General features: G+C 57.4%; 19 protein-coding genes and 1 other RNA gene. 11 read left to right on the forward strand and 9 right to left on the reverse strand.

Annotated elements, in window-relative coordinates; all coding sequences use genetic code 11:
- Nucleotides 1–296: 296 nt before the first annotated feature.
- Together ssrS and O2597_RS00115 are read right to left on the reverse strand one after the other, a co-directional pair.
- A non-coding RNA gene (gene ssrS, locus O2597_RS00110) (6S RNA) lies at nt 297–475 on the reverse strand.
- 160 nt (nt 476–635) lie between these two features.
- Complete coding sequence (locus O2597_RS00115; RefSeq protein WP_269522118.1) at nt 636–878, reverse strand: hypothetical protein; 243 nt, start codon at nt 876–878, stop codon at nt 636–638.
- 161 nt (nt 879–1,039) lie between these two features.
- Between O2597_RS00115 and O2597_RS00120 the strand changes: the two genes are divergently transcribed.
- Nucleotides 1,040–2,389 (forward strand): MATE family efflux transporter, encoded by a 1,350-nt coding sequence (locus O2597_RS00120; RefSeq protein WP_269522119.1) that lies wholly within the window; start codon nt 1,040–1,042, stop codon nt 2,387–2,389.
- 40 nt (nt 2,390–2,429) lie between these two features.
- The gene (locus O2597_RS00125; RefSeq protein WP_269522120.1) at nt 2,430–2,915 is read left to right on the forward strand and encodes a hypothetical protein; all 486 of its coding nucleotides are present in this window, start codon (nt 2,430–2,432) and stop codon (nt 2,913–2,915) included.
- Nucleotides 2,916–3,133: 218 nt separating this feature from the next.
- Here the strand turns inward: O2597_RS00125 and O2597_RS18580 are convergent, their stop codons facing one another.
- On the reverse strand, nt 3,134–3,436 hold the full coding sequence (locus tag O2597_RS18580; protein ID WP_345782990.1) for a GxxExxY protein: 303 nt from the start codon (nt 3,434–3,436) through the stop codon (nt 3,134–3,136).
- Between the two features lie 281 nt (nt 3,437–3,717).
- On the opposite strand from O2597_RS18580, the gene O2597_RS00130 reads away from it, so the two are divergent.
- The 3 genes from O2597_RS00130 to O2597_RS00140 all read left to right on the forward strand — a co-directional run bounded on the left by O2597_RS00130 (nt 3,718) and on the right by O2597_RS00140 (nt 5,217).
- Nucleotides 3,718–4,602: a DNA-3-methyladenine glycosylase family protein gene (locus O2597_RS00130; RefSeq protein WP_269522121.1), complete on the forward strand. Its 885-nt coding sequence runs from the start codon at nt 3,718–3,720 to the stop codon at nt 4,600–4,602.
- Nucleotides 4,541–4,897, forward strand: a complete 357-nt coding sequence (locus tag O2597_RS00135) for a type II toxin-antitoxin system RelE/ParE family toxin (RefSeq protein WP_269522122.1) — start codon at nt 4,541–4,543, stop codon at nt 4,895–4,897. The genes O2597_RS00130 and O2597_RS00135 overlap by 62 nt, the downstream gene beginning before the upstream one ends.
- A 62-nt stretch (nt 4,898–4,959) precedes the next feature.
- A complete protein-coding gene (locus O2597_RS00140) occupies nt 4,960–5,217 on the forward strand; it encodes a HigA family addiction module antitoxin (RefSeq protein ID WP_269522630.1) in 258 nt (85 codons plus the stop codon).
- A 2-nt stretch (nt 5,218–5,219) separates the two neighbouring features.
- Here O2597_RS00140 and O2597_RS00145 read toward each other — a convergent pair whose 3' ends face one another.
- Entirely contained in the window at nt 5,220–6,134 is a 915-nt protein-coding gene (locus tag O2597_RS00145) for a phosphatidylserine decarboxylase (RefSeq protein WP_269522123.1), read from the reverse strand.
- A 73-nt stretch (nt 6,135–6,207) separates the two neighbouring features.
- On the opposite strand from O2597_RS00145, the gene O2597_RS00150 reads away from it, so the two are divergent.
- Nucleotides 6,208–7,656: a hypothetical protein gene (locus O2597_RS00150; RefSeq protein WP_269522124.1), complete on the forward strand. Its 1,449-nt coding sequence runs from the start codon at nt 6,208–6,210 to the stop codon at nt 7,654–7,656.
- Here the strand turns inward: O2597_RS00150 and O2597_RS00155 are convergent.
- The gene (locus O2597_RS00155; RefSeq protein ID WP_269522125.1) at nt 7,653–9,032 is read right to left on the reverse strand and encodes a voltage-gated chloride channel family protein; all 1,380 of its coding nucleotides are present in this window, start codon (nt 9,030–9,032) and stop codon (nt 7,653–7,655) included. The two genes, O2597_RS00150 and O2597_RS00155, sit on opposite strands and share 4 nt — an antisense overlap.
- A gap of 295 nt (nt 9,033–9,327) precedes the next feature.
- Here O2597_RS00155 and O2597_RS00160 point away from each other — a divergent pair, with 295 nt between their 5' ends.
- On the forward strand, nt 9,328–9,486 hold the full coding sequence (locus O2597_RS00160) for a small basic protein (protein ID WP_269522126.1): 159 nt from the start codon (nt 9,328–9,330) through the stop codon (nt 9,484–9,486).
- 600 nt (nt 9,487–10,086) lie between these two features.
- Here the strand turns inward: O2597_RS00160 and O2597_RS00165 are convergent.
- On the reverse strand, nt 10,087–11,082 hold the full coding sequence (locus O2597_RS00165) for an adenosine deaminase family protein (protein WP_269522127.1): 996 nt from the start codon (nt 11,080–11,082) through the stop codon (nt 10,087–10,089).
- A 147-nt stretch (nt 11,083–11,229) separates the two neighbouring features.
- Between O2597_RS00165 and O2597_RS00170 the strand changes: the two genes are divergently transcribed.
- The 3 genes from O2597_RS00170 (at nt 11,230) to O2597_RS00180 (ending at nt 14,436) form a co-directional block, all read left to right on the forward strand.
- On the forward strand, nt 11,230–11,718 hold the full coding sequence (locus O2597_RS00170; protein ID WP_269522128.1) for an EF-hand domain-containing protein: 489 nt from the start codon (nt 11,230–11,232) through the stop codon (nt 11,716–11,718).
- 504 nt (nt 11,719–12,222) lie between these two features.
- Nucleotides 12,223–13,851 carry an ABC-F family ATP-binding cassette domain-containing protein gene (locus O2597_RS00175; RefSeq protein ID WP_269522129.1) on the forward strand — a complete coding sequence of 543 codons (1,629 nt, stop codon included), beginning with the start codon at nt 12,223–12,225 and terminating at the stop codon, nt 13,849–13,851.
- 105 nt (nt 13,852–13,956) lie between these two features.
- Nucleotides 13,957–14,436, forward strand: a complete 480-nt coding sequence (locus O2597_RS00180; protein ID WP_269522130.1) for a dihydrofolate reductase — start codon at nt 13,957–13,959, stop codon at nt 14,434–14,436.
- Between the two features lie 14 nt (nt 14,437–14,450).
- On the opposite strand, the gene O2597_RS00185 is transcribed toward O2597_RS00180, so the two are convergent.
- Genes O2597_RS00185 through O2597_RS00195 form a run of 3 tightly spaced genes read right to left on the reverse strand, consistent with a single transcriptional unit; the run spans nt 14,451 to nt 17,362 of the window.
- Nucleotides 14,451–15,515, reverse strand: a complete 1,065-nt coding sequence (locus O2597_RS00185; protein ID WP_269522131.1) for a Gfo/Idh/MocA family protein — start codon at nt 15,513–15,515, stop codon at nt 14,451–14,453.
- 10 nt (nt 15,516–15,525) lie between these two features.
- Nucleotides 15,526–16,200: an ABC transporter ATP-binding protein gene (locus O2597_RS00190; protein WP_269522132.1), complete on the reverse strand. Its 675-nt coding sequence runs from the start codon at nt 16,198–16,200 to the stop codon at nt 15,526–15,528.
- A 1-nt stretch (nt 16,201) separates the two neighbouring features.
- Complete coding sequence (locus O2597_RS00195) at nt 16,202–17,362, reverse strand: ABC transporter permease (RefSeq protein WP_269522133.1); 1,161 nt, start codon at nt 17,360–17,362, stop codon at nt 16,202–16,204.
- Between the two features lie 193 nt (nt 17,363–17,555).
- Here O2597_RS00195 and O2597_RS00200 point away from each other — a divergent pair, with 193 nt between their 5' ends.
- Nucleotides 17,556–19,064: a DUF1800 domain-containing protein gene (locus O2597_RS00200; RefSeq protein WP_269522134.1), complete on the forward strand. Its 1,509-nt coding sequence runs from the start codon at nt 17,556–17,558 to the stop codon at nt 19,062–19,064.
- The last annotated feature ends 2 nt before the right edge of the window (nt 19,065–19,066 follow it).

The raw sequence follows: 19,066 nt of genomic DNA on the forward strand, positions 1-19,066 counted from the left end.
TCTCCGCTGCGCGGATCCACCTCCCCTTGGGAAGAGGAGGAGCTTTTTCGGTACAACCACGTAAAGACACACGCAGTCCCCCAATAAACTCCTCCCCCATGCCTCGGCGTAGTTCTTAACGAAGACGGGTGCACGCAGGGGAGGCCTGTCACGGCGTATCGGAGAGAAGCCGGATGGACCGGCCTGCCGGCACGGCATGTCCGCCGGAGCCTTGGCGTAGGAGGGAGGGGTATGGGTACACGAAACAGATCAATCCACTTGCGTCGCGTTCCCACATTCCGACCCGATAAAAATAAAAAAGCCCCGCCTGTGCCGTATTGGGGGAGTTCTTGGCCTTTTGTGCCTTAGGTGGGTGCTCTCTCTGCGGCTTTTGTCTTCCGATTGACGGCTGGACAGCCACCGCCGAGGGTCAAGCTCCCGTTTGCTGAAGAGTAAAGGACAGAACTCCGTTAAGTCTCGAACACTGCAGGGTTCAGTAAATTGGAGTGCAGTTTTCTCCCAAAATCAACAGGAAAGCATGTTTTTCAGACCCATGCGGCGAGAAACCCCTCCGTCCCGGTCAAGCCGGGACACCTCCCCTTTTCAAGAGGAGGAGCTTTGATCTCACAACCGAACCCCATCGAAATGGAATCGACTCAAACTCCTCCCCTCGCGAAGCGGCCTGTCTTGAGCTTGTCGAAACGGCCTGTCTTGAGCTTGTCGAAACGGCCTGCCTTGAGCTTGTCGAAACGGCCTGCCTTGAGCTTGTCGAAACGATGGAGGGTCTGAAGTCGCACAAGACCCAGGCATATTTTCGGCGCTTTTTCCCCTCCCAGCGAAATAAGGTTTGAATTCTGCTCCTTGCGGCACATCACATCCAGACCGATGCATTTCGTCACCGCAATTATGTTTAACAAAACCTGTGCCCCGCTGAAGGGCATTGGCTCCTTTGGCGCGCACCCATGCCCAGGCGGTTGGTGAATACGGAAGAAATCGATTCAAGAGAACTCACCCGAATTCAAAAAACCGCCGCACACAACGGCGGTTTTTTTGTCGAGACATGAACACAATCCTACAGGAAACCAAAAAGACATTCACCTTGGCCACGCCCATCATCGCCGGCCAGGTGAGCCAAATGCTGCTCGGACTGGCCGACACCATGATGATCGGTCGGGTCGGCACGGTCGAACTGGCCGCGGCCGCCTTTGTGAATGTTCTCTTCCACTTCCCCTTTGTGGTCATCATCGCACTGTACGTCGCGGTCTCGGTTAAAGTGTCCCACGCCTATGGCGCCGAGCGTCAAAAGGAAGCCGCCGAATCCTTCCGTACCGGCTTCTGGCTGACTGTCATCGCCGGCATCATCCTTTCACTGGCTCTCATCGCGCTGATCCCCATCCTGCCCTGGTTCAACCAGCCGGAAGAAGTCGTGGCCATCGCACCGAGCTACCTCGTCTGGGTCAGCTTGTCGATGATCCCCTTGTCTCCGGCCATGTGTATCAAGTCGTTTGCCGAAGCACTCAACCGGCCGTGGACCGTGTTCTGGATCATGCTTGGCAGTGTGCTGCTCAACGTCTGTCTCAACTGGATGCTCATTTTCGGGCATCTGGGCATGCCGGCCCTCGGCCTTCCCGGGGCCGGCATCGCCACTTTCCTCGCCCGCCTCACCACTGTGCTGGTCCTGTGGTGCTATGTAAACCGTTCCATGGACCTGGCCCCCTGCCGACCACCCCGATGGTTTGCGCGGATGCAAGGCGGAGAGGTCCTCAGTATGCTCAAGATCACCGGTCCGATCTCGGGACAGTTGACCATGGAGTTCGGGGCTTTTGCCGTCACCGCCCTCCTCATCGGGTTCTTTGGGAGTGCCCCCCTCGCCGCCCACCAAGTCACGATCAGCTGCAGCGGAACGGCCTTCATGATCCCCCTCGGGCTGTCCATGGCCCTCACCATCCGCGTGGGACACAGCCTGGGCTCGAATGCGATCGCGCAATGCAAGCGTATCATCATCGGGGCGCATGGCGCTTCGACCCTCCTGATGGTGATGACCGCGCTGACCTTCGTCTTCCTGGGCGAAACCTTGGCCTCACTCTTTACGGCCGACCCTGAAGTGATCCGGATCGCGGCCAAACTCCTGCTCGTCGCCGCCTTCTTCCAGATCGCCGACGGCGCCCAGATCATTTCGAACGGCGCGCTCCGTGGAATGGAGGATGTGAACACGCCCGCACTCATGCTCTTTGTCAGCTTCTGGATACTGGGACTGCCCTTCGGCGCCTTCCTCTCCTTTAAGCAAGCCGTCGGGCCGATCGGCATGTGGACGGGTCTGGCGATCGGGATCAGTCTGGCCGCGACCGCCCTCACCTTCCGGACTTTCCAACGACTGAAGTTGAAAGCCGCAAGCCTTGCGGCCGCCTAGAGCATTGACAACGCGCATGGGCTGACGAATCTACAAGCCCATGCGCTTTTTCCTGCTTAGCCTAGTCTGCCTCATGGCGGTTTCCTGTGCCTCCAGCCGCAAGGAACCGGTTCGCTCGGTGTCGATCGTGGAGATCAAGCCCCGCTACATCGAAACGGAGCAGTTCAAGCGGATCAGCGAGTACATGACGGGCAAGGAAAACCAGGGCGACCGGGTCATCCTTCGCAGTCAACCGTTGGAACGTACCGGCTATTATTTCGCACTGATCCTTGACGAGAATGTCCGCCGCCTGCCGCGCGGCAGCAAACTGGTCGCCGAGTTCTACACGCCCAAGTCACTCGACGCACAGGTGCATGAATTCACGCTGCCTCCCAAGCTGCCGAAGTCCAAGGAGGTCTTTGTCGGCTTGACCGGTGAAGACTGGACCTACGGAGACACACGAGTCCCGTCCGCGTGGAAATTCACCTTCCAGGACGCGAACGGTGAAGTGCTGGGTGAAGCCAAGAGCTACCTCTGGAGCTTCTAAAACCGGAATCATTTATTAAAAAGGAGAGGCCGTCACACCTCTCCTTTTTTTGGGGGCATAGTCATTTACCAGGAAGATGGTGCCTAGAACCAACTCATTTAGCGGACTTCGCACTCAGCTCCTTTGACGGAGCTACGTAATTTTTGGACAACCGCTGGCGCTAGAGGGCCCTACGGGCGAGGTTGAGGAGAGGCATAAGCCTTGGCGGTTGAAACCGGTTATTTTGAAAGCGACAGACGCCGGATACCATCTTTGAGTCGAACCACATTGAAGCTAATCAGTAATCCAACATTGCAGCCTGTTAACTTCATATACGCCATAAGTTGCGCCTCGTGTATAGGGGTGAGCTCTTTGACTACTTTGAGTCCGACGATCACATTTTCATTAACAATGAGGTCTAGCGCATAGTCGTCATCTAATTCCAAATCCTTGTATTTGAGCTGAAGTTTGACCCGACGCCTCACTTGGACTTTTCGTCGCGTAAGCTCATGTTGTAGGTTTTTCTCATAAATACTTTCTATGAGTCCTGGCCCTCAAAAATTGTGCACTTCCATTGCTGCGCCAAAATAGTGCCAGTTACATGTGTGTAATCATCCATGACTACACACATGTTCTCCAAGTGATTACATCGCAACCTACACCTCCCTAATCTCGCCCGTAGGGCTCTCTAGCGAAGCGGTTGTGAAAATAAAATGGTGTGTATGAGACTTGCCCTATATCCTTAGCATTATTGAGGGGAAATGTTTATTGAACCCTTCCCCGCTAATCGACTAAGAGCCTCTTTTTTTGAGCCCGAAACACGATGCCAAGCGAAGTCAGTTTCAGTCCATGGACCGCACTCCCGGACATCCCCCTCGGCCAAGAAACAAGCCTGGCGGAGACCCTCGACGGCGGACAGTCCTTCCGCTGGACGAAGAACCCTGGCTACTACGAGGGCCGCTGGGCAGATCAGGTCTGCCGTTTGCGCATCCGCAACGGGCAACTGGAGTGGAGCCGTCCCGCAACAGTCCAAGGCCCACCGGCACAGGCGGCACTGCGGCACTATCTGGCGGCCGAGACGGATTTCAAAAGGCTCACCGACGAATTGCCCTGGCGCAGCGACCCGGTGCTCCAGGCCGCCATCGCGGCCTTTCCAGGCCTCCGGATCCTACGTCAGCCCTTCGCCGAGACCCTCTTCTGTTTTCTCTGCAGTTCCACCAAGCAGATCGCCCAGATCAAGGCGATCTGTGAATTGGTGGCGCAGGACCAAGGGGCGCCGCTGGCGGACGGCAGTCACGCCCTCCCGACCTGGGCGCAGATCGCCGAGGCCGGGGAAGCGCGCCTGCGAGCCGCCAAGCTCGGCTACCGCGCGCGCTTTATCCATCAAACCGCGCTCTTTCTTCAGTCGAATCCCGGCTGGCTCGAGGCAACCGAAGTACTGCCTACTGGAAGCGCCCGGGAACGCTTGTTGCAGCTGCCCGGGGTCGGCCGCAAGATCGCCGATTGCGTTCTGCTCTTCGGGGCCGGACGACTCGAGGCCTTTCCCATCGACACCTGGGTGCAGAAACTTCTCAGCCGCGCATACGGCTTGTCCGACTGGAACCTCGCCCATCTGCAGGATTTTGCCCGGATCCATTTCGGCCCCAATGCCGGACTGGCCCAGCAGTACCTCTTCGCCGCGGCACGCGCCGGAATCATTGCCGCTTGAGGCGTGGTATATTCCGAGTGAACGCAGGGCCGATAAGAAAACACAAAAAATCAACGACGGCACGATCAAGAAAGGCTTCCCTCCACAGCTGGTTGCGCGAGCCCAAGTCAAACTCGACCAACTGGATGCTGCTATGGATATCAACGACCTCCGACTTCCACCCAGTAATCAGCTCGAGTCATTGGGAGGCACTCGCAAGGGACAACACAGCATTCGCATCAACCAACAATGGCGCATTTGCTTTCGCTTTACAGGCGGCAATGCCCAAGATGTTGAAATCACAGATTACCATTAACCTGTCCAAAGCACAGGAGCACAATCACCACAGTCAACGCCGCCTCAGAAACGCTTCGGGAAATCCTAGAGGAACTACCCATCACGCAAAAACAGTTTGCGCAAGCGACCGGCATTCCCGAGGCGCATCTCAGCGGGCTGAAGAAGGGCAACAGCCGCTTTACCCCGGAACACGATCTGCGCATCACCCGCTACCTCAAACAAAGCGAAGGGTTCTGGTTGCGCCTGCAACTCCGCGCCGACCTCCGTAAAGCCAAAGCCGGAAAATCATTTGACCGGAACAAGATCAAGCCGATCGACGACAAGCTGCTGACAGTCTAAAGTCAGTCGCCGAGAATCCCACAGCGTTCCCCCATCCGGGCGTAGACTTCAAGCCCCTGCGCACCAAATTCAAGCAGGTCAGCATCGAAGCGAATCGCGCCTTTCGGAAAAATCGTCGTCACACAGGAGCCCCCAAAAGAAAAGTAGCCCTTTTCCATGCCCTTCGTGACCATACCGGGAGCGTAGGTCTGGTGGATCCCGCCGACGCAAGTCGCACCGATTTCGAGCACCAGAACGGGGCCGAAAGCTTCGCTCTCCACCTCCGTCAAGACCCGGCGGTTCTCCCAGAGGATGGACAGGCGCCGACGCAGCGCCAGCGGACTCACGGAACGCAGGCTGCCCGGTAATTCCCGGGCCTCTCCGGCAAGACCGGCCACGGGAAAATGGAAGCGATGGTAATCCACCGGGCAGAGGCGAGAAATCAGCATCGATCCGCCCGCATACTTCTGCGCCAGAGCGGAGTCGCCGACAAAAGCCTGAAGGTCGAAACGCTGTCCTTTGATATAAAAGGTCTCCGCCCGATCGATATCCGCGATAGCCAGGTGACGCCCGTCGGCAGGAAAAACCGCGCCCTGGGGATCCGGATCCACCGGCCGGGCGTGCCCTTTCAGTTTCCGGTAAAAGAATTCGTTGAAGGTCTTGAAACGCTCGACCGGCTCGGCGAATTCCTCTGAGTCCAAGCCATACTCACTTATAAACGGAGCCACCTTCGACTGGCTCGAGGGCCGGTCCATCCGCCATCCATACCAGCGTGAAAACCACAGACGCTTGACCGCCAGCGAAACCGTCAACCGGCCCAACGGATTCCCATAGGCCCAGCGCAGGAAGCCCTCGCCGTAGATCGACTCGATCTCACGCTCGCCGGAATAGCGGTTGTAAAATTCTATAGGTGCGTTTGGACTGACCATCGTATTCATGGGACTAAATAACCAGCACAACCAAGTGTAGAGCCCGAATTTCTCCTCAACCTAAGAATTTTCCTCTATAGCTATGAGAAGCATCAGCCTTCTGCTCCTCCTGGGATTCCTGCCTCTCGTTGCGCTGGCAAACAATGACGAGTTGTCGGACGCCAAGCTTGCGGCAGAGCGCTATCGTAGTTCCGCAGCTAGCTTGGAAGCTAAAGTCGACGCACTCGGGAAAAAGCATATGAGTATTCTTGACCCCGACAGCGAGGATGCGGTCCCAGTCAGCCAAGAAGAACGAACCCAATACAAAGAGAGCCTGGGCGAGATACTGAAGGAGATCCGGGATCTACAATCCATTCAAAGCGTCAATTGGAGCAAAGCGGCAAATTCGGACGTACCAGACATATGGGAGAACCTGTCAGAGAGCTTCTCGATTCGTAAGCTGAGTCGAAATGCAGTTTGGTATGCCGAGCAGACTTGGAAAGAGAATCAAAGCGAGGCACTCGACGCACTCTTCACCGGCTGGAGCGCAGCGCGGCATCGGAACCAGGCACCGAACTTAATGACCGGACTGGTTGATATCGCAGCAAGCAACATCTGCCTCAGACAGTTAGCCAAGTTTGCACCAGAGATGACTTCCGAAGAAAGAAAACAGACACTCACGCGCATCCACTCGCTCCCGCCCACATCAAGATTATCCAATGCAATCTTGAGTGATCGGGATGGCTTTTCCGGGCTCTTGCTGGCGAAACTGGAAAGTGCGATGGCAGATTGGGAAGCCGAACACCTCGGAAAGGATGGCTTTCGTTTTCCCTCCGACCTGAGATTAGCCGGCATCATGCAACTGCCAGAAGCAGCGCCCAAAATCAGCCTGCGTAATATGCGAAGCCAGCAAAGTTTCTGGCTCTCCGAAAACCAGGATGCCTACGAGATTCATCTAGAGAGGATAGATCTCACCAAGCATAAAGCATGGCTTCGCTACAAGGATCGCACGGCAGTGATCAATTTACAGCATGAGACCATAGAAAGCCGCTATGTGCCGTGGGAGGTGATTATTAAGGTATTTGCAGGACTGTCTTACAGCGAACAGTCCTCGCAGGAAAAACAAATCGAAGCCTTGAGGGAAATGGGCCTCACTCCCGAAAATGTGCTCGATCAACTGGAGATGCATTATCGCTTCTACGATGCATTGGTGGAGCGTATCGACCAACCGATTGCCGAAATCAGGAAGTTTCAGTCCAATTACATCAAGGGATATGATGAAGATAGCTTCATCGGCATGACGCTGGATGTACATTACGATCATATCATCGAAACGAGCCGTATCGTTGAGCAGAAACAGGAGGCACTTCGTCTCGGCTTCGAACTACTGGATGGAAGCCGGACAATTACCGAAGGCCCACTGACCTATAATGGTCACACTTATCAGGTCCGCGAAACGGGAACTGGCTTCCAGATAGAACTCACCGGGTTTGAAGAAAGAAGTCGCGAAGAAAATCCGATCACCACTCTTCTTTTCGAACCACAAATTTAGAGTTCATTCGGCCCGGATGAGGGATGTGTACGCCCGAAGCGCCGCTTCTTGGCTTTGACCTCCTTGAGTGTTTCTGCCTCTTCCTCGTGACTGGTATGGAATTTTGAAACGACCACCCGTTGGGAAGCGTAGATGCCCGTATGCCCGCTGAAGTAGTAGGCGGCAAAACAAGCAACCGCATAATAAACGACATTGGCCGCACCGAAGAGCTCGATGCCCATCATGACACAGGCGAGCGGCGTATTGGTGGCACCGGCAAAGACAGCGATGAAGCCAAGTCCGGCAAAGAGGTCGACCGGTGCCCCCATGAGCAAGGCCAAAGAGTTGCCCAGTGTCGCCCCGATGAAGAACAAGGGGGTCACTTCCCCACCCTTGAAACCCATGCTCAGCGTAATGGCGGTGAGCAGCAGCTTCCAGAACCAACTGAACGGATCTGCTCCGCCCTCGGAGAAGGCATTGACAATACTCACCCCATCCGGATTGGCGGAGGTCACGCCGAGGCCCAGATAGTCCGAAGTACCGAGGAGAAAACTGATCCCCAGCACCAGGGCGGCACCGATGACCGGAATCAGCCATTTGACGGCGATCCATTGCTGGGCCCTGGCCTTGATGCCGTGTGAAAGCTCCGCAAAGAGGAAGCTGGCCAGGCCGAAACAGGCACCGGCCAGGGCAACCTTGACCAACATGACCAGATCGAAGGCGATGAAGGGGAACGGCAGGAAGTTGCCGGCGTCCGAGAAGGCGATCGAGTAATGCGTGTGATGGATCGGAAAGGAACGGCAGGTGATATCCGCCAGCAGGCTCGCAGCCAGGCAGGGAATCAGGGCGTCGTACTTGATCCGTCCGATGGTCAGGACCTCGAGGGCAAAGATCGCCCCGGTGACCGGGGTGCCGAACACCGCGCCGAAGCCGGCAGCCATCCCCGCCATGAGCAAAATCCGCTTATCCTCATGTTTCAGCCCCAGCTTCTTCGCGACATAGTCCGCCATGCTGCCCCCGATCTGCACGGCTGTTCCCTCACGACCGGCGGAACCGCCAAAGAGGTGGGTGATGACGGTCGTGGCCAGAACCAGCGGAGCCATCCGGAAGGGAATGCCGCCCCCCGGCGTATGGATCTCATCCATGATCAGGTTGTTGCCGGCTTCGGAATTTTTCCCGAAACGGCTGTACAGCCAGTAGATAAAGATCCCGGAAAGTGGCAGGAGAGCGAGGAGCCACATATGGTGCTCACGGGTCTGCGTGGCGACGTCCAACAACCAGAGGAACAGCGCCACCATGCACCCGACGGCCACGGCAACCGGCAGGACCAGCACGGTCCAGCGGAGTACGTGGACCGCGATCCGGAATTGCTCGAAGGAATATTGAGTTTTTTGCATGGGCCGGCGGTATCGGATCAAAGCGCTTCTTAGAGAACGCGATACGCTCCCACTCTTGCCTGAGCTTCGAAACATTGTAAAGCCCCGCGTGAAACTGCACCGTCAGGGAAAATCCGCAGTTTGCCCGCTCAATCCGGAATGACTCGTCGAGACAGCCCCTTCAGCCCCGGTAAAAAGCCCTCAGGCAGCGCAGCCACCACTCATTTCGCCCCGGTCCTTTTTACAAAATAGTCCTTGATCTTTCCACCTAGCCCCCCTTTATTCCACCGCTTTCATTTTCACAAAGGATCCCACTATGTCACAACACAACAGCTTCAAGGCCTCCGGCGGCGGCGGCAAAAAGAACCGAACTGTCCTCAAGCGTTTCGAGCGCGTTGACCTGCTCCGCAAGCGCGGCGAGTGGGGCGACGGCAACCGCGTGGTTGGTCTGAAGAAGACCAAGCCGGAAGAATAAGCCGGGACAGTATCCGCAATTTTCAAAAAGCCCTCCAATCCGGAGGGTTTTTTTGTGGATTATCGTCACTTGCCGTGAGTCCTGGTCTGCCCGGCCCCCTCCGTCTGCGACAAGCGCAGACACCTCCCCTTGAGAAGAGGAGGAGCTGTTTCTCTACAACCGCGTAAAGACACACGCCCCCCCGAATAAAAACTCCTCCCCCATGCCTCGGCGTAGTTCTTAACGAAGACGGGTGCGCGCAGGGGAGGTGGATCCGCGCAGCGGAGACGGAGGGGTCCGCCGGAGCCTTGGCGTAGGAGGGAGGGGTCTACAGCGACAGGACTAAAACCCCTCCGTCTTTCGCCCTGCGAAAGACACCTCCCCTTGAAAGAGGAGGAGCTGTTTCTCTACAACCGCGTAAAGACACACGCAGAACCCCAAAAAACTCCTCCCCCATGCCTCGGCGCAGTTCTTAACGAAGACGGGTGCAAGCAGGGGAGGCCTGTCACGGCGTATCGGAGAGAAGCCGGATGGATCCGCGCAGCGGAGACGGAGGGGTTCCGATCACGGTGCATGCGGCAGATCCCACACACCCGCCGAGCGGCCCGGCACCGAATCAGATCACTTGGCCAACGCTGCGTCGACTTCGGCCATCCATTTCGCTTTCTGGGCCGATCCGACCGACGCCACCTCGAAGCCGTTTTTGGCCAGTTTGGCGAGTTCCGCATGACCGAAGCCAAGCGCGCTGCTAAGGGCGACGTACTCATCCTCCACCGAGTTCCCGAAAGAAAAGGGATCATCCGTACTGATGGTACAGCGGAGGCCGCGGTCGAAGAACTCACGGAGCGGGTGCACGGCCATGGTATCGATCACGTCGAGCTTCACATTGCTGATCGGGCAGATATCGAAAGTCGCCCCCGAATCGATTGCCAACTGCAGCACATCGGGGTCGTCGATGGCATGGATCCCGTGCTGGATGCGCAGGGCGCCGAGCACTTCGATCGCCTCCCGCACATGACCGGACGGGCCGAACTCGCCGGCGTGCGCCTTGGTCACCAGACCGGCGTCCTGCGCCTTCGCCCAGAGTTTCGGGGTCCAGGCTTCCAGTGGCAGATACTCGATACCGTGCAGGTCGATCCCGGCCAGCCCCTCCCAATTGACACAGTCCTCAAGGACCGGGGCCAGGTAATCGTTGTAGCAATTGCGGGCCATCCCCATGAAGACACGCACCTCCAGCCCCTTGGGGGCCGCGCTCAGGATGGCATTGAGAATTTCCGGACCGGGAATCTTCAGGGCCTCGACCACCCCGGCGTGAAAGGACAGCTCCACATAGCGGACATTTTGCGCCACATGGTTCCGGAAGATGACCTTGGCCGCCTCATGATAGCGCTCGGCCGAGGTGTACCACTGCAGGGCATGCTCCAGCAGGTGGTTTTCAAAGTCCTCGAAACACTTCCACTTAAAGTCCTGGGCCCAGCATTCCGGAAGTTCCCGGAATTTCTCCGGATCCATCTGCTGGAGCAACTCGTAGGGCAAGGCCCCCTCAATGTGCAGGTGCGTCTCGGTCTTGGGCAGACGGTGAATGAAGTCGGCAGTGCTTTCAGATACTTTGTACATGGGTAGCTTATATGGAAAGACTCGCATCAGCGCGAGTCAGAGAGCGATTTTTCAAAAAGAATTCCGGCAATGCAACTTTAGTGCCGACTCGTCGATTTTCAGGACAAGCAACCACCTGAGCGTTGCGAAACCACCAATACAGCTATCATGAAAATCAAGCAGCTACTGTTAGTCGCCATCGCGGCCACCCTGATCCCCGCCCTCAGCCATGCCGAACCCGGCCAAGGACCGGACGGTCCCGGAGGCCCCGGCAAGAAAGGCGACTTCTTCAAAAAACTCGACACCGACGGTGACAAGCAACTTTCCAAGGAGGAAGTCGCCGACGCCAAGCGCCTGTCCGAAAACTTCGACAAGATCGATGCCGACAGCGACGGCTACCTCACACCGGAAGAGCTGCGCGCCCATATGAAGCAAATGCGTGAAGAGCGCGACGGCGGCGAGCGCAAGAAGCTCGATACCGACGGAGACGGCGTCATCACCAAGGCGGAAGCCGAAGAAGCCGGTGCCAAGCGCCTGCTCGAGAACTTCGACAAGATCGACACCGACGGAAACGGTGAAATCAGCCGCGAGGAAATGATGGCCGCCCGCAAGGAACGCCGTGGCCCTCCCCCACCTCCCCCGGCCGACGAGGAGTAAGCGATAAGTTTTAGCCACAAACAACAAACACAGCCCGATGCGAAAGCGTCGGGCTTTTTCTTTACCCTACAACTGCATGGATACCCCTCCACCGCTTCGACAAGCTCAAGGCAGGCCGCGTCGACAAGCTCAAGGCAGGCCGCTTCGCGGTTCCCCTCCCCTGCAAGCAGAGGAGGAGCGATGTGAAACAGTCTGCATGTCCGCCGCACGTGAAGAAGAGGAATTATAACCTCATAAATTCCCCTCCTGATTCAGGAGGGGAATGTTGAATGGGAAGACTCAAAGCGCCATCGCAGGAGAGGTGGCTGCGCTTGTCGCAGACGGCATGTCCGCCGGAGCCTGGGCGACGGAGGAAGGGCTTCCCGTCCCGCCAACACCAGAACTCATCGCACCAGCCTCATAAGACTTCGGCTTTTTCTTTGCCAGCAAGGGGCAAGCCTGTTTCATTCCCGCGCTTTCAACTGACATTAGTTCACAGAAACCCGCCAGAAAGGCCCGTTTCCCATGATTACAATCAACCAAGTCTCCCACAATTTCGGCAAGAAAACGCTCTACAAGGGCATCAACTGCGTGATCGGTGCCCGTGACCGCATCGCACTCGTTGGCTCGAACGGATCGGGTAAGACCACCCTGCTGCGCATGTTGATGAACGAGACAGAGCCGGACCGAGGTTCAATCGACATGCCGGACTACGTCGATGTCGGCTACCTGCCGCAAGACGGGATCTCGGTTTCGGGAAAGACCCTGTATGCGGAAGCGGAAAGCGCCTTTGGCGACGTGCTGGAGCTGCAGGAAAAACTGGCCAAGGCGGAAGACGAGATGATGGAGATGGACACCTCCGCGGAGGAGTACTACGACCTCATCGACGCCATGGGGGAATGGGAGCAGCAGTTGGAGGAGCATGAGCCCGCCCGCATGAAATCGCGGATCGAGCGTATCCTGTTGGGCATGGGCTTCTCCATGAGTGACATGGAGCGCGATACCGGTGAATTTTCCGGCGGCTGGCAAATGCGAATCGCGCTGGCCAAACTACTGCTGCAAAACCCATCACTGATTATTCTGGACGAACCGACCAATCACTTGGACATCGTCTGTCAGCACTGGGTCGAGCAATACTTGAAGCACTATCAAGGTGCGATCATCGTCATTTCCCACGACCGTGCCTTCCTCGACGAAGTCACGAACCGCACACTGGAACTCAAACTCGGCAACCTGACCAGTTTCAAGGGCAACTACTCCTACTACGTCAAGGAGAGCGAACAACGCCTCGAAACCCTTCGTAAAGCTGCCAAGAACCAGCAAAAGGAAATTTCCGAGATCAAGGACTGGATCAACAAGTTCCGCTCCAACGTGAAGAAGGCCAGCATGGTGCAAAGCCGGATCAAGCAGCTGGAAAAGATGGAGATCATCGAGATTCCCCGCGATGAAAAGAAGATCTTCTTCCGCTTTCCCGAACCGCCCCCGGCCAGCGCAAAGGTCATCACCATCACCGACCTGCATAAGGCCTACGGCGACAATGTCGTCTTCAACGGCCTGGATCTGCGCATCGACAAAGGCGACCGCATCGCAGTCGTCGGGGTCAACGGCGCGGGTAAATCCACCTTGGCCCGCATCATGGCAGGCATCGAACCCTACCAGAGCGGTGAAGTCGAAAAGGGCATCAATACCGTGATCAGCTACTTCGCCCAGTCGCAGGCGGAAGAACTCAACCCGGCCAATAGCGTGCTGGAGGAAGTCGAGGCTTCGGCCATCGGCAACAAGGACGCCAACCCGCGCGCCGCGCTCGGTGCCCTGCTCTTCAGCGGCGACGAAGCGTTGAAGAAAACCGCCGTCCTCTCCGGGGGTGAAAAGAATCGTGTGGCTCTGGCCAAAATGCTCATGCAACCGGCCAACTGTATCATCCTCGACGAACCGACCAATCACTTGGACATCAAGTCGAAGGAAGTCCTGCAGGACGCGATCAACGCATTCGATGGCACCGTCATTCTCGTCAGCCACGACCGGGCCTTCCTCGACGGCGTGGTCAACAAGGTGCTGGAAGTCTCGAAGGGCAGCATGCGCATGCTCACCTGCAACGTGACCGAATACGTCGAACGCCTCGAACAGGAACTCGCCGAAAAGGAAGGCCGCTAAGGGCGCCGTCAAAACTTGTAGAGAAGCGACGATAGACGCTTCTTCCTTAGACGCCTCAAGCACTCACGTGTTGCCAACAGTCCCCCGGCCGCCATTCCTAAACGCATGACACAGTCCCACAACCTCAAGGCGATTGCCGCCATGGCCGAGAACCGGGTCATCGGGAACGGCGGCAACATTCCCTGGTACCTGCCGGAGGACTTCAAGTGGTTCAAGAAGGTCACCATGGGTGGCATCCTGGTCATGGGGCGCAAGACCTACGAATCCATCGGCAAGCCGCTCCCCGGCCGCGAAACCTTCGTGCTGAGCCGGCAGCCACGCGAAATCCCGGGCGTCCACTGTTTCACCGACCTCTCCATGCTCGAACACATGGAGGATACCGGGAAAACCGTCTGGATTGCCGGGGGTGGTGAAATTTACAAGCAAATGCTCCCCTACTGTGACGAACTTTTTCTGACTCGAGTCCACCGTACAGTGGAAGGCGATGCCTTTTTCCCAGACTTTGAGACTGCTTTCAGCCTGAAGGAGACGGTCCTTCAAAATGAGGATTTTACGGTCGAGCACTGGGTCAGGAACGAACCGTAACAGTCAAGACAGGCTCACGAGCTCACATAATCCTTCCAATAAACCCGTTTGGAATCGAGGGCGAGCGAATCTGCCACCATCTGGGTAAATGTCATGTAACATAGCCCTTGGTCAAAACCCGTCAGCGTCACCGGCTTTTCCTCGCGAATGGAGGCGACGAAATCCGCCTCGACCTGCCAGCCGCGGCTCTGCTGCCGTGACAGGGTGATTTTCTTTTCTTCGCTTTCACCGGCAGCCGCATAAAGCAACTGCATTTCGGTAGCATCGAAACGGAGCGCGCCCTTCGACCCGTTCAAGCGGAATTCCATACGTGGCTTCCCGGACTCCACCCCGCTGAAATGATAGATCATGCGCGCACCATGACGCCCGAAGCGCCCGAAGATACTGAGACTGTCCGGAACCTCCACCGCGACGGGCTCCTTGCTTTCAGGATAGCAGCGTTGCGCTTGAAAAACCGCGCCGTCCGCAATCAGCCACTCCGGCTCGTCATCCACCCAGCGTTCAACGGTCTCATGCATGATGCCCATGGTCAGGACATTGAGCCCGCTCAAGCTGCGATCCTGACGCCATGTCATCGGCGCGTCCGGGCTGGCACATTGCCCGCCGGTATGCACAAGGCGCACCTCAAGCAGCTCACCGAGATCGCCATTACGAACCATTTGCGAGATCGTGGCATCGAAATCGAGTGAAAAAGGCGCCGGTACGATCTGGGACACCAACTCCGGATGGGCCTTTGCAGCGGCATACATGCGACGGGCTTCTTCCAGATTGCAGGCCATTCGGGCCTCGCAAAGTACGTGTTTCCCGTGCTCCAAAGCGGCTATTGTCGCCTCGGCATGCAGATAGGGCCAAGTTCCAATACAGACCGCATCCACTGTCGGGTCCTCGACGATTTCCCGCCAGTCCTTCGCCACCCGTTTAATCCCATCCTGTTTGGCGACCTTCCGGGCCGAGGCCTCCGTCCGGTTCGCCACCACCGATAATTCAACCCCTTCGATCTTGTGAAAGCCTGGGATGTGCATTTTGCGGGTGTTGCCGCCCGCGCCGATAAAACCGATGCTCAGTTTCTTCAAACTCATAAAATCACGGTTACTGTAGGCGCCCAAGGTGTAAGGTCAACTGTCGCCCGGTCCGGGCGGCAAATTCAGGGTTGTGGGTGACCAGGACGAGGCTTTTCCCCTCCCCGGCGGTCAACTCCATCAGCAGGTCCATCACGGCTAAGCCGGTGGACTCGTCCAGGTTCCCGGTCGGCTCGTCCGCCATGACCACCGGCGGGTCGTTGATCAAGGCCCGTGCCACCGCCACCCGTTGACGTTCGCCCCCGGACAACTTGGTCGAGGCATGCCTGAGCCGGTGCCCGAGACCGACACGCTCCAAAAGCGATGCCGCCTGGTCCTTGACGCCGGCGTCGATCCGGCGGCCCGCTACACGGGCCCCCAGCAACACATTCTCGATCGCATTGAGTTCCGGAGCCAGATAATAGGCCTGAAAGACAAAGCCGATAAAACCGGTGCGCTTGGCCGCCAGCCGGGAAAGGGAGCGGCCCTGCATCGCCTGCCCCTGCCAGAGCAACTCGCCTTCGTCCGCCAGTTCCAGACCGGACAGCACGTTGAGGAGCGTGGATTTACCACTGCCGGACTCGCCGCGGATACTGACGGATTCGCCGGCTTGAATCTCCAAATCGACACCATCGAGCACAGGTATCGGCTCCTCCCCTCCGGGGAAGCTCTTTCTCAAAGCACGGGCAACGAGCAGGTGTTCCATCTTATTCACTCCGGAGTGCATCCGCCGGCTTCAAGCGTGCCGCACGGATTGCGGGCAACAAGCCGGCCAGGGTTGAAATGACCACCGCAAAGCTGGTCACAATAATGAAATCGGACATCATGTAGTACACGGGGATCTCATACACATCGTACTGCCCGAGAAAATCGACACTGGATCCGGTCACGCGCGCATAGGCCGACAGGATCGGCGTCCGGTAATGCAGGCAGACCAAGGCCATGGCGATCCCCAAGCTATTACCGATCACCCCGATGACAAAGCCCTGGAAACAGAAACTGTAGGCGACCTGCAAGGGCCGCGCGCCCATGGCCACCAACAGACCGATTTCGCGTGTCTTGCGCAAAACCGCCATCATGAGCGCGATGGCGATCGAGAAGGAGGCGACCAGAATGATGAAAATAATGATGAACGAGATCACCCGCTTCTCCTGCTCCACCACAAAGAGGAAATCCTGGTTCGACTCATACCAACTCACCGCATTGAGACCGGGGCGCAGTACATGGTTTTCCAATTCCCGCGAATAGGTCAGCGCATCGGCACCGGGACGTAGTTTCAGGGTGATGCCATGCACGCCCTCGTCCAGACCGTAGAGCTCCTGCATAACGCGCAGGGTTGAAATCATGGTGTTGCCGTCCACTTGGGGGGATCCGGTACGGAAGAGGCCGACCACCTTGAACTGGCGGGGAAGCAGGACCTCGTCCTCCTTCAAACGCTCCAGCATGAGCGGCGTGAACACCTCCACCACCGACCCCGGTCCGGCACGCAAGGTATAGGCCAGGCCTTCGCCGAGAAACACACCCTCGTCATCGAAATCCTCCATGCTGCCAAGGGTGAGGAATTGCTGCATCGGAATGACATCCTCCTCAGACCAGGGCTCAATCCCTCGGATCATGGGAAATTGAGGACGATTCAAGTGCTGCAGCATGACCACCCCTTCGGCAAAGGGTGCCGCCCCGATGACCATATCCTGAGCCCGGAGCGCCTCCAGTTGCGCTTCCCAATCGTAAATGATCTGGTTGGAGCGAATCCTGATATCCCCTTGGGTCTCGACGATGCGCGAACGAATACCTTCACCGAACCCGTTCATCACGCTCTGCACGATAATCAGCACGCAGACCCCCAGCATGACCCCAATGATCGACATGCAGGAAAAGAAGGAAAAGAAGCGTCCGGAGGGGAACAGCTGTTTAAATGCGTGATAGAGATACCAGGGCACGCCCTCTTTTCCAACATCCGGAGGAACTGTGGAAGCAAAAACAGTAGGGGAAGTCGATTTGATCCGGATTTTGAAACTTTCCAGATCTTAATTACGATTGTATCTTCAACCTCTAACTACCATGTCGATCCCCCCGCCCGACCCTCTAACTTTCAGTGTCGAGAAGGCCTGGAAACCCCTCCACGAAACCCATTGGGGCGAAGAGGAGGCGGCCCACCTGCTGCGCCGCATGGGCTTTACTGCCACCCCGCAGGCAGTGAAGGCGGCCCTCCGGCGATCTCCCGCGGCCTGTGTGGCGGAAGCCTTCGCGGAAAGCGAGCCCCTGCATAAGCCGGACAAGCTCAGCGAGTTCGAGGCCGGCATCCACGAGCGCATGCGCCACATCTACCGGGAGATCAAAGATCCCGATGAAAAACGGCGCTTGCAACGGGAAGCCCGCCGGGAGGAGCAATCCCTCTTCGATGACTTTGCCCTGCAGTGGTTCCGGACCGCAATCGACCCCGCCTACAGCGCTCGGGAAAAATTCGTGCTCTTCTTGCAGGATATCTTCGTGGTGGAACGGCAGAGCATCAAGAGCACCCCGCACCTGTTCTCCCTCCAAGCCTGCCTGCGCAGCGGCATTCAGGGCGCCTATCCCGAGCTGTGCAAGCAAGTCAGCCGTGAGCCGGCCATGGCTCGCTACCTGGACCTGGACAAAAACAAGAAACAGAAGCCCAACGAGAATTTCGCCCGCGAGCTGTTTGAACTCTTCACCCTCGGCGAGGGGAATTACACCGAAAAGGACATCAAGGAGGCGGCCCGCGCATTCACCGGCTACTATATCAAGGAACGCCGGGAAGTCGCCTTCGCCAAAAACTCGCATGATTATAGCCTGAAGACCGTCTTCGGCGAGATCGGCACCTGGGATGGCGACGAAGTCATCGACATCACCTTCCGCCAAGCCGCCGCAAGGACCTTCCTCGTCCGTGAACTGATGAAATTTTATTTGGGCGATACACTTCCGCATGAAGATTATATCGTCGCGCTGGGCGAGAAGTGGGCCGCTCGGGACTACAGCCTGCGCGGACTGCTTGAAATCTTCTTCCAAAGCCACCTTTTCTACCACCCGGCCTACAGGGGTAATATGGTCAAAAGCCCGGTACAGTTCTATCTGGGACTCTGCCAGGACCTGCAGCTCGACATCATTCCCTTTGAGGGCCGCTTGCTCCGCAGCATGACGGCCATGGGCCAGTCCTTCATGGACCCGCCGAATGTGCGGGGCTGGCTCTACGGCCAGAATTGGATCAACGCCACCACCATCAGCGCCCGACGCCAGGTCGTGGACTACCTGTTCACCCCGCTGGAGGAAGACAAACTCAACGGCAACGAGAAGCGTGAGCTGCAACGGGCCCGTGACGCGGGAAAGGACCGGTTCCTCGTCAGTCCCGAACGGCTCGCCCAAAGCTTGGACATGGGACCGGAGGAACTCGCCCGTCACCTCCTCACCTACTTCATCACCGCCCCCTCGCGCCCGACCTACAGCCGAATCCTACCGGAACTGATCGGCGACACCGCCGCGCCGGAAGCATCCGAGCGCGTACGCAATGCCGTGATCGCCCTCCTTCAGTCCCCGGCCTATAACCTCTGCTAAGC

This window comes from Coraliomargarita parva, from assembly GCF_027257905.1.
Taxonomy (GTDB): Bacteria; Verrucomicrobiota; Verrucomicrobiia; order Opitutales; family Coraliomargaritaceae; genus Coraliomargarita_A; species Coraliomargarita_A parva.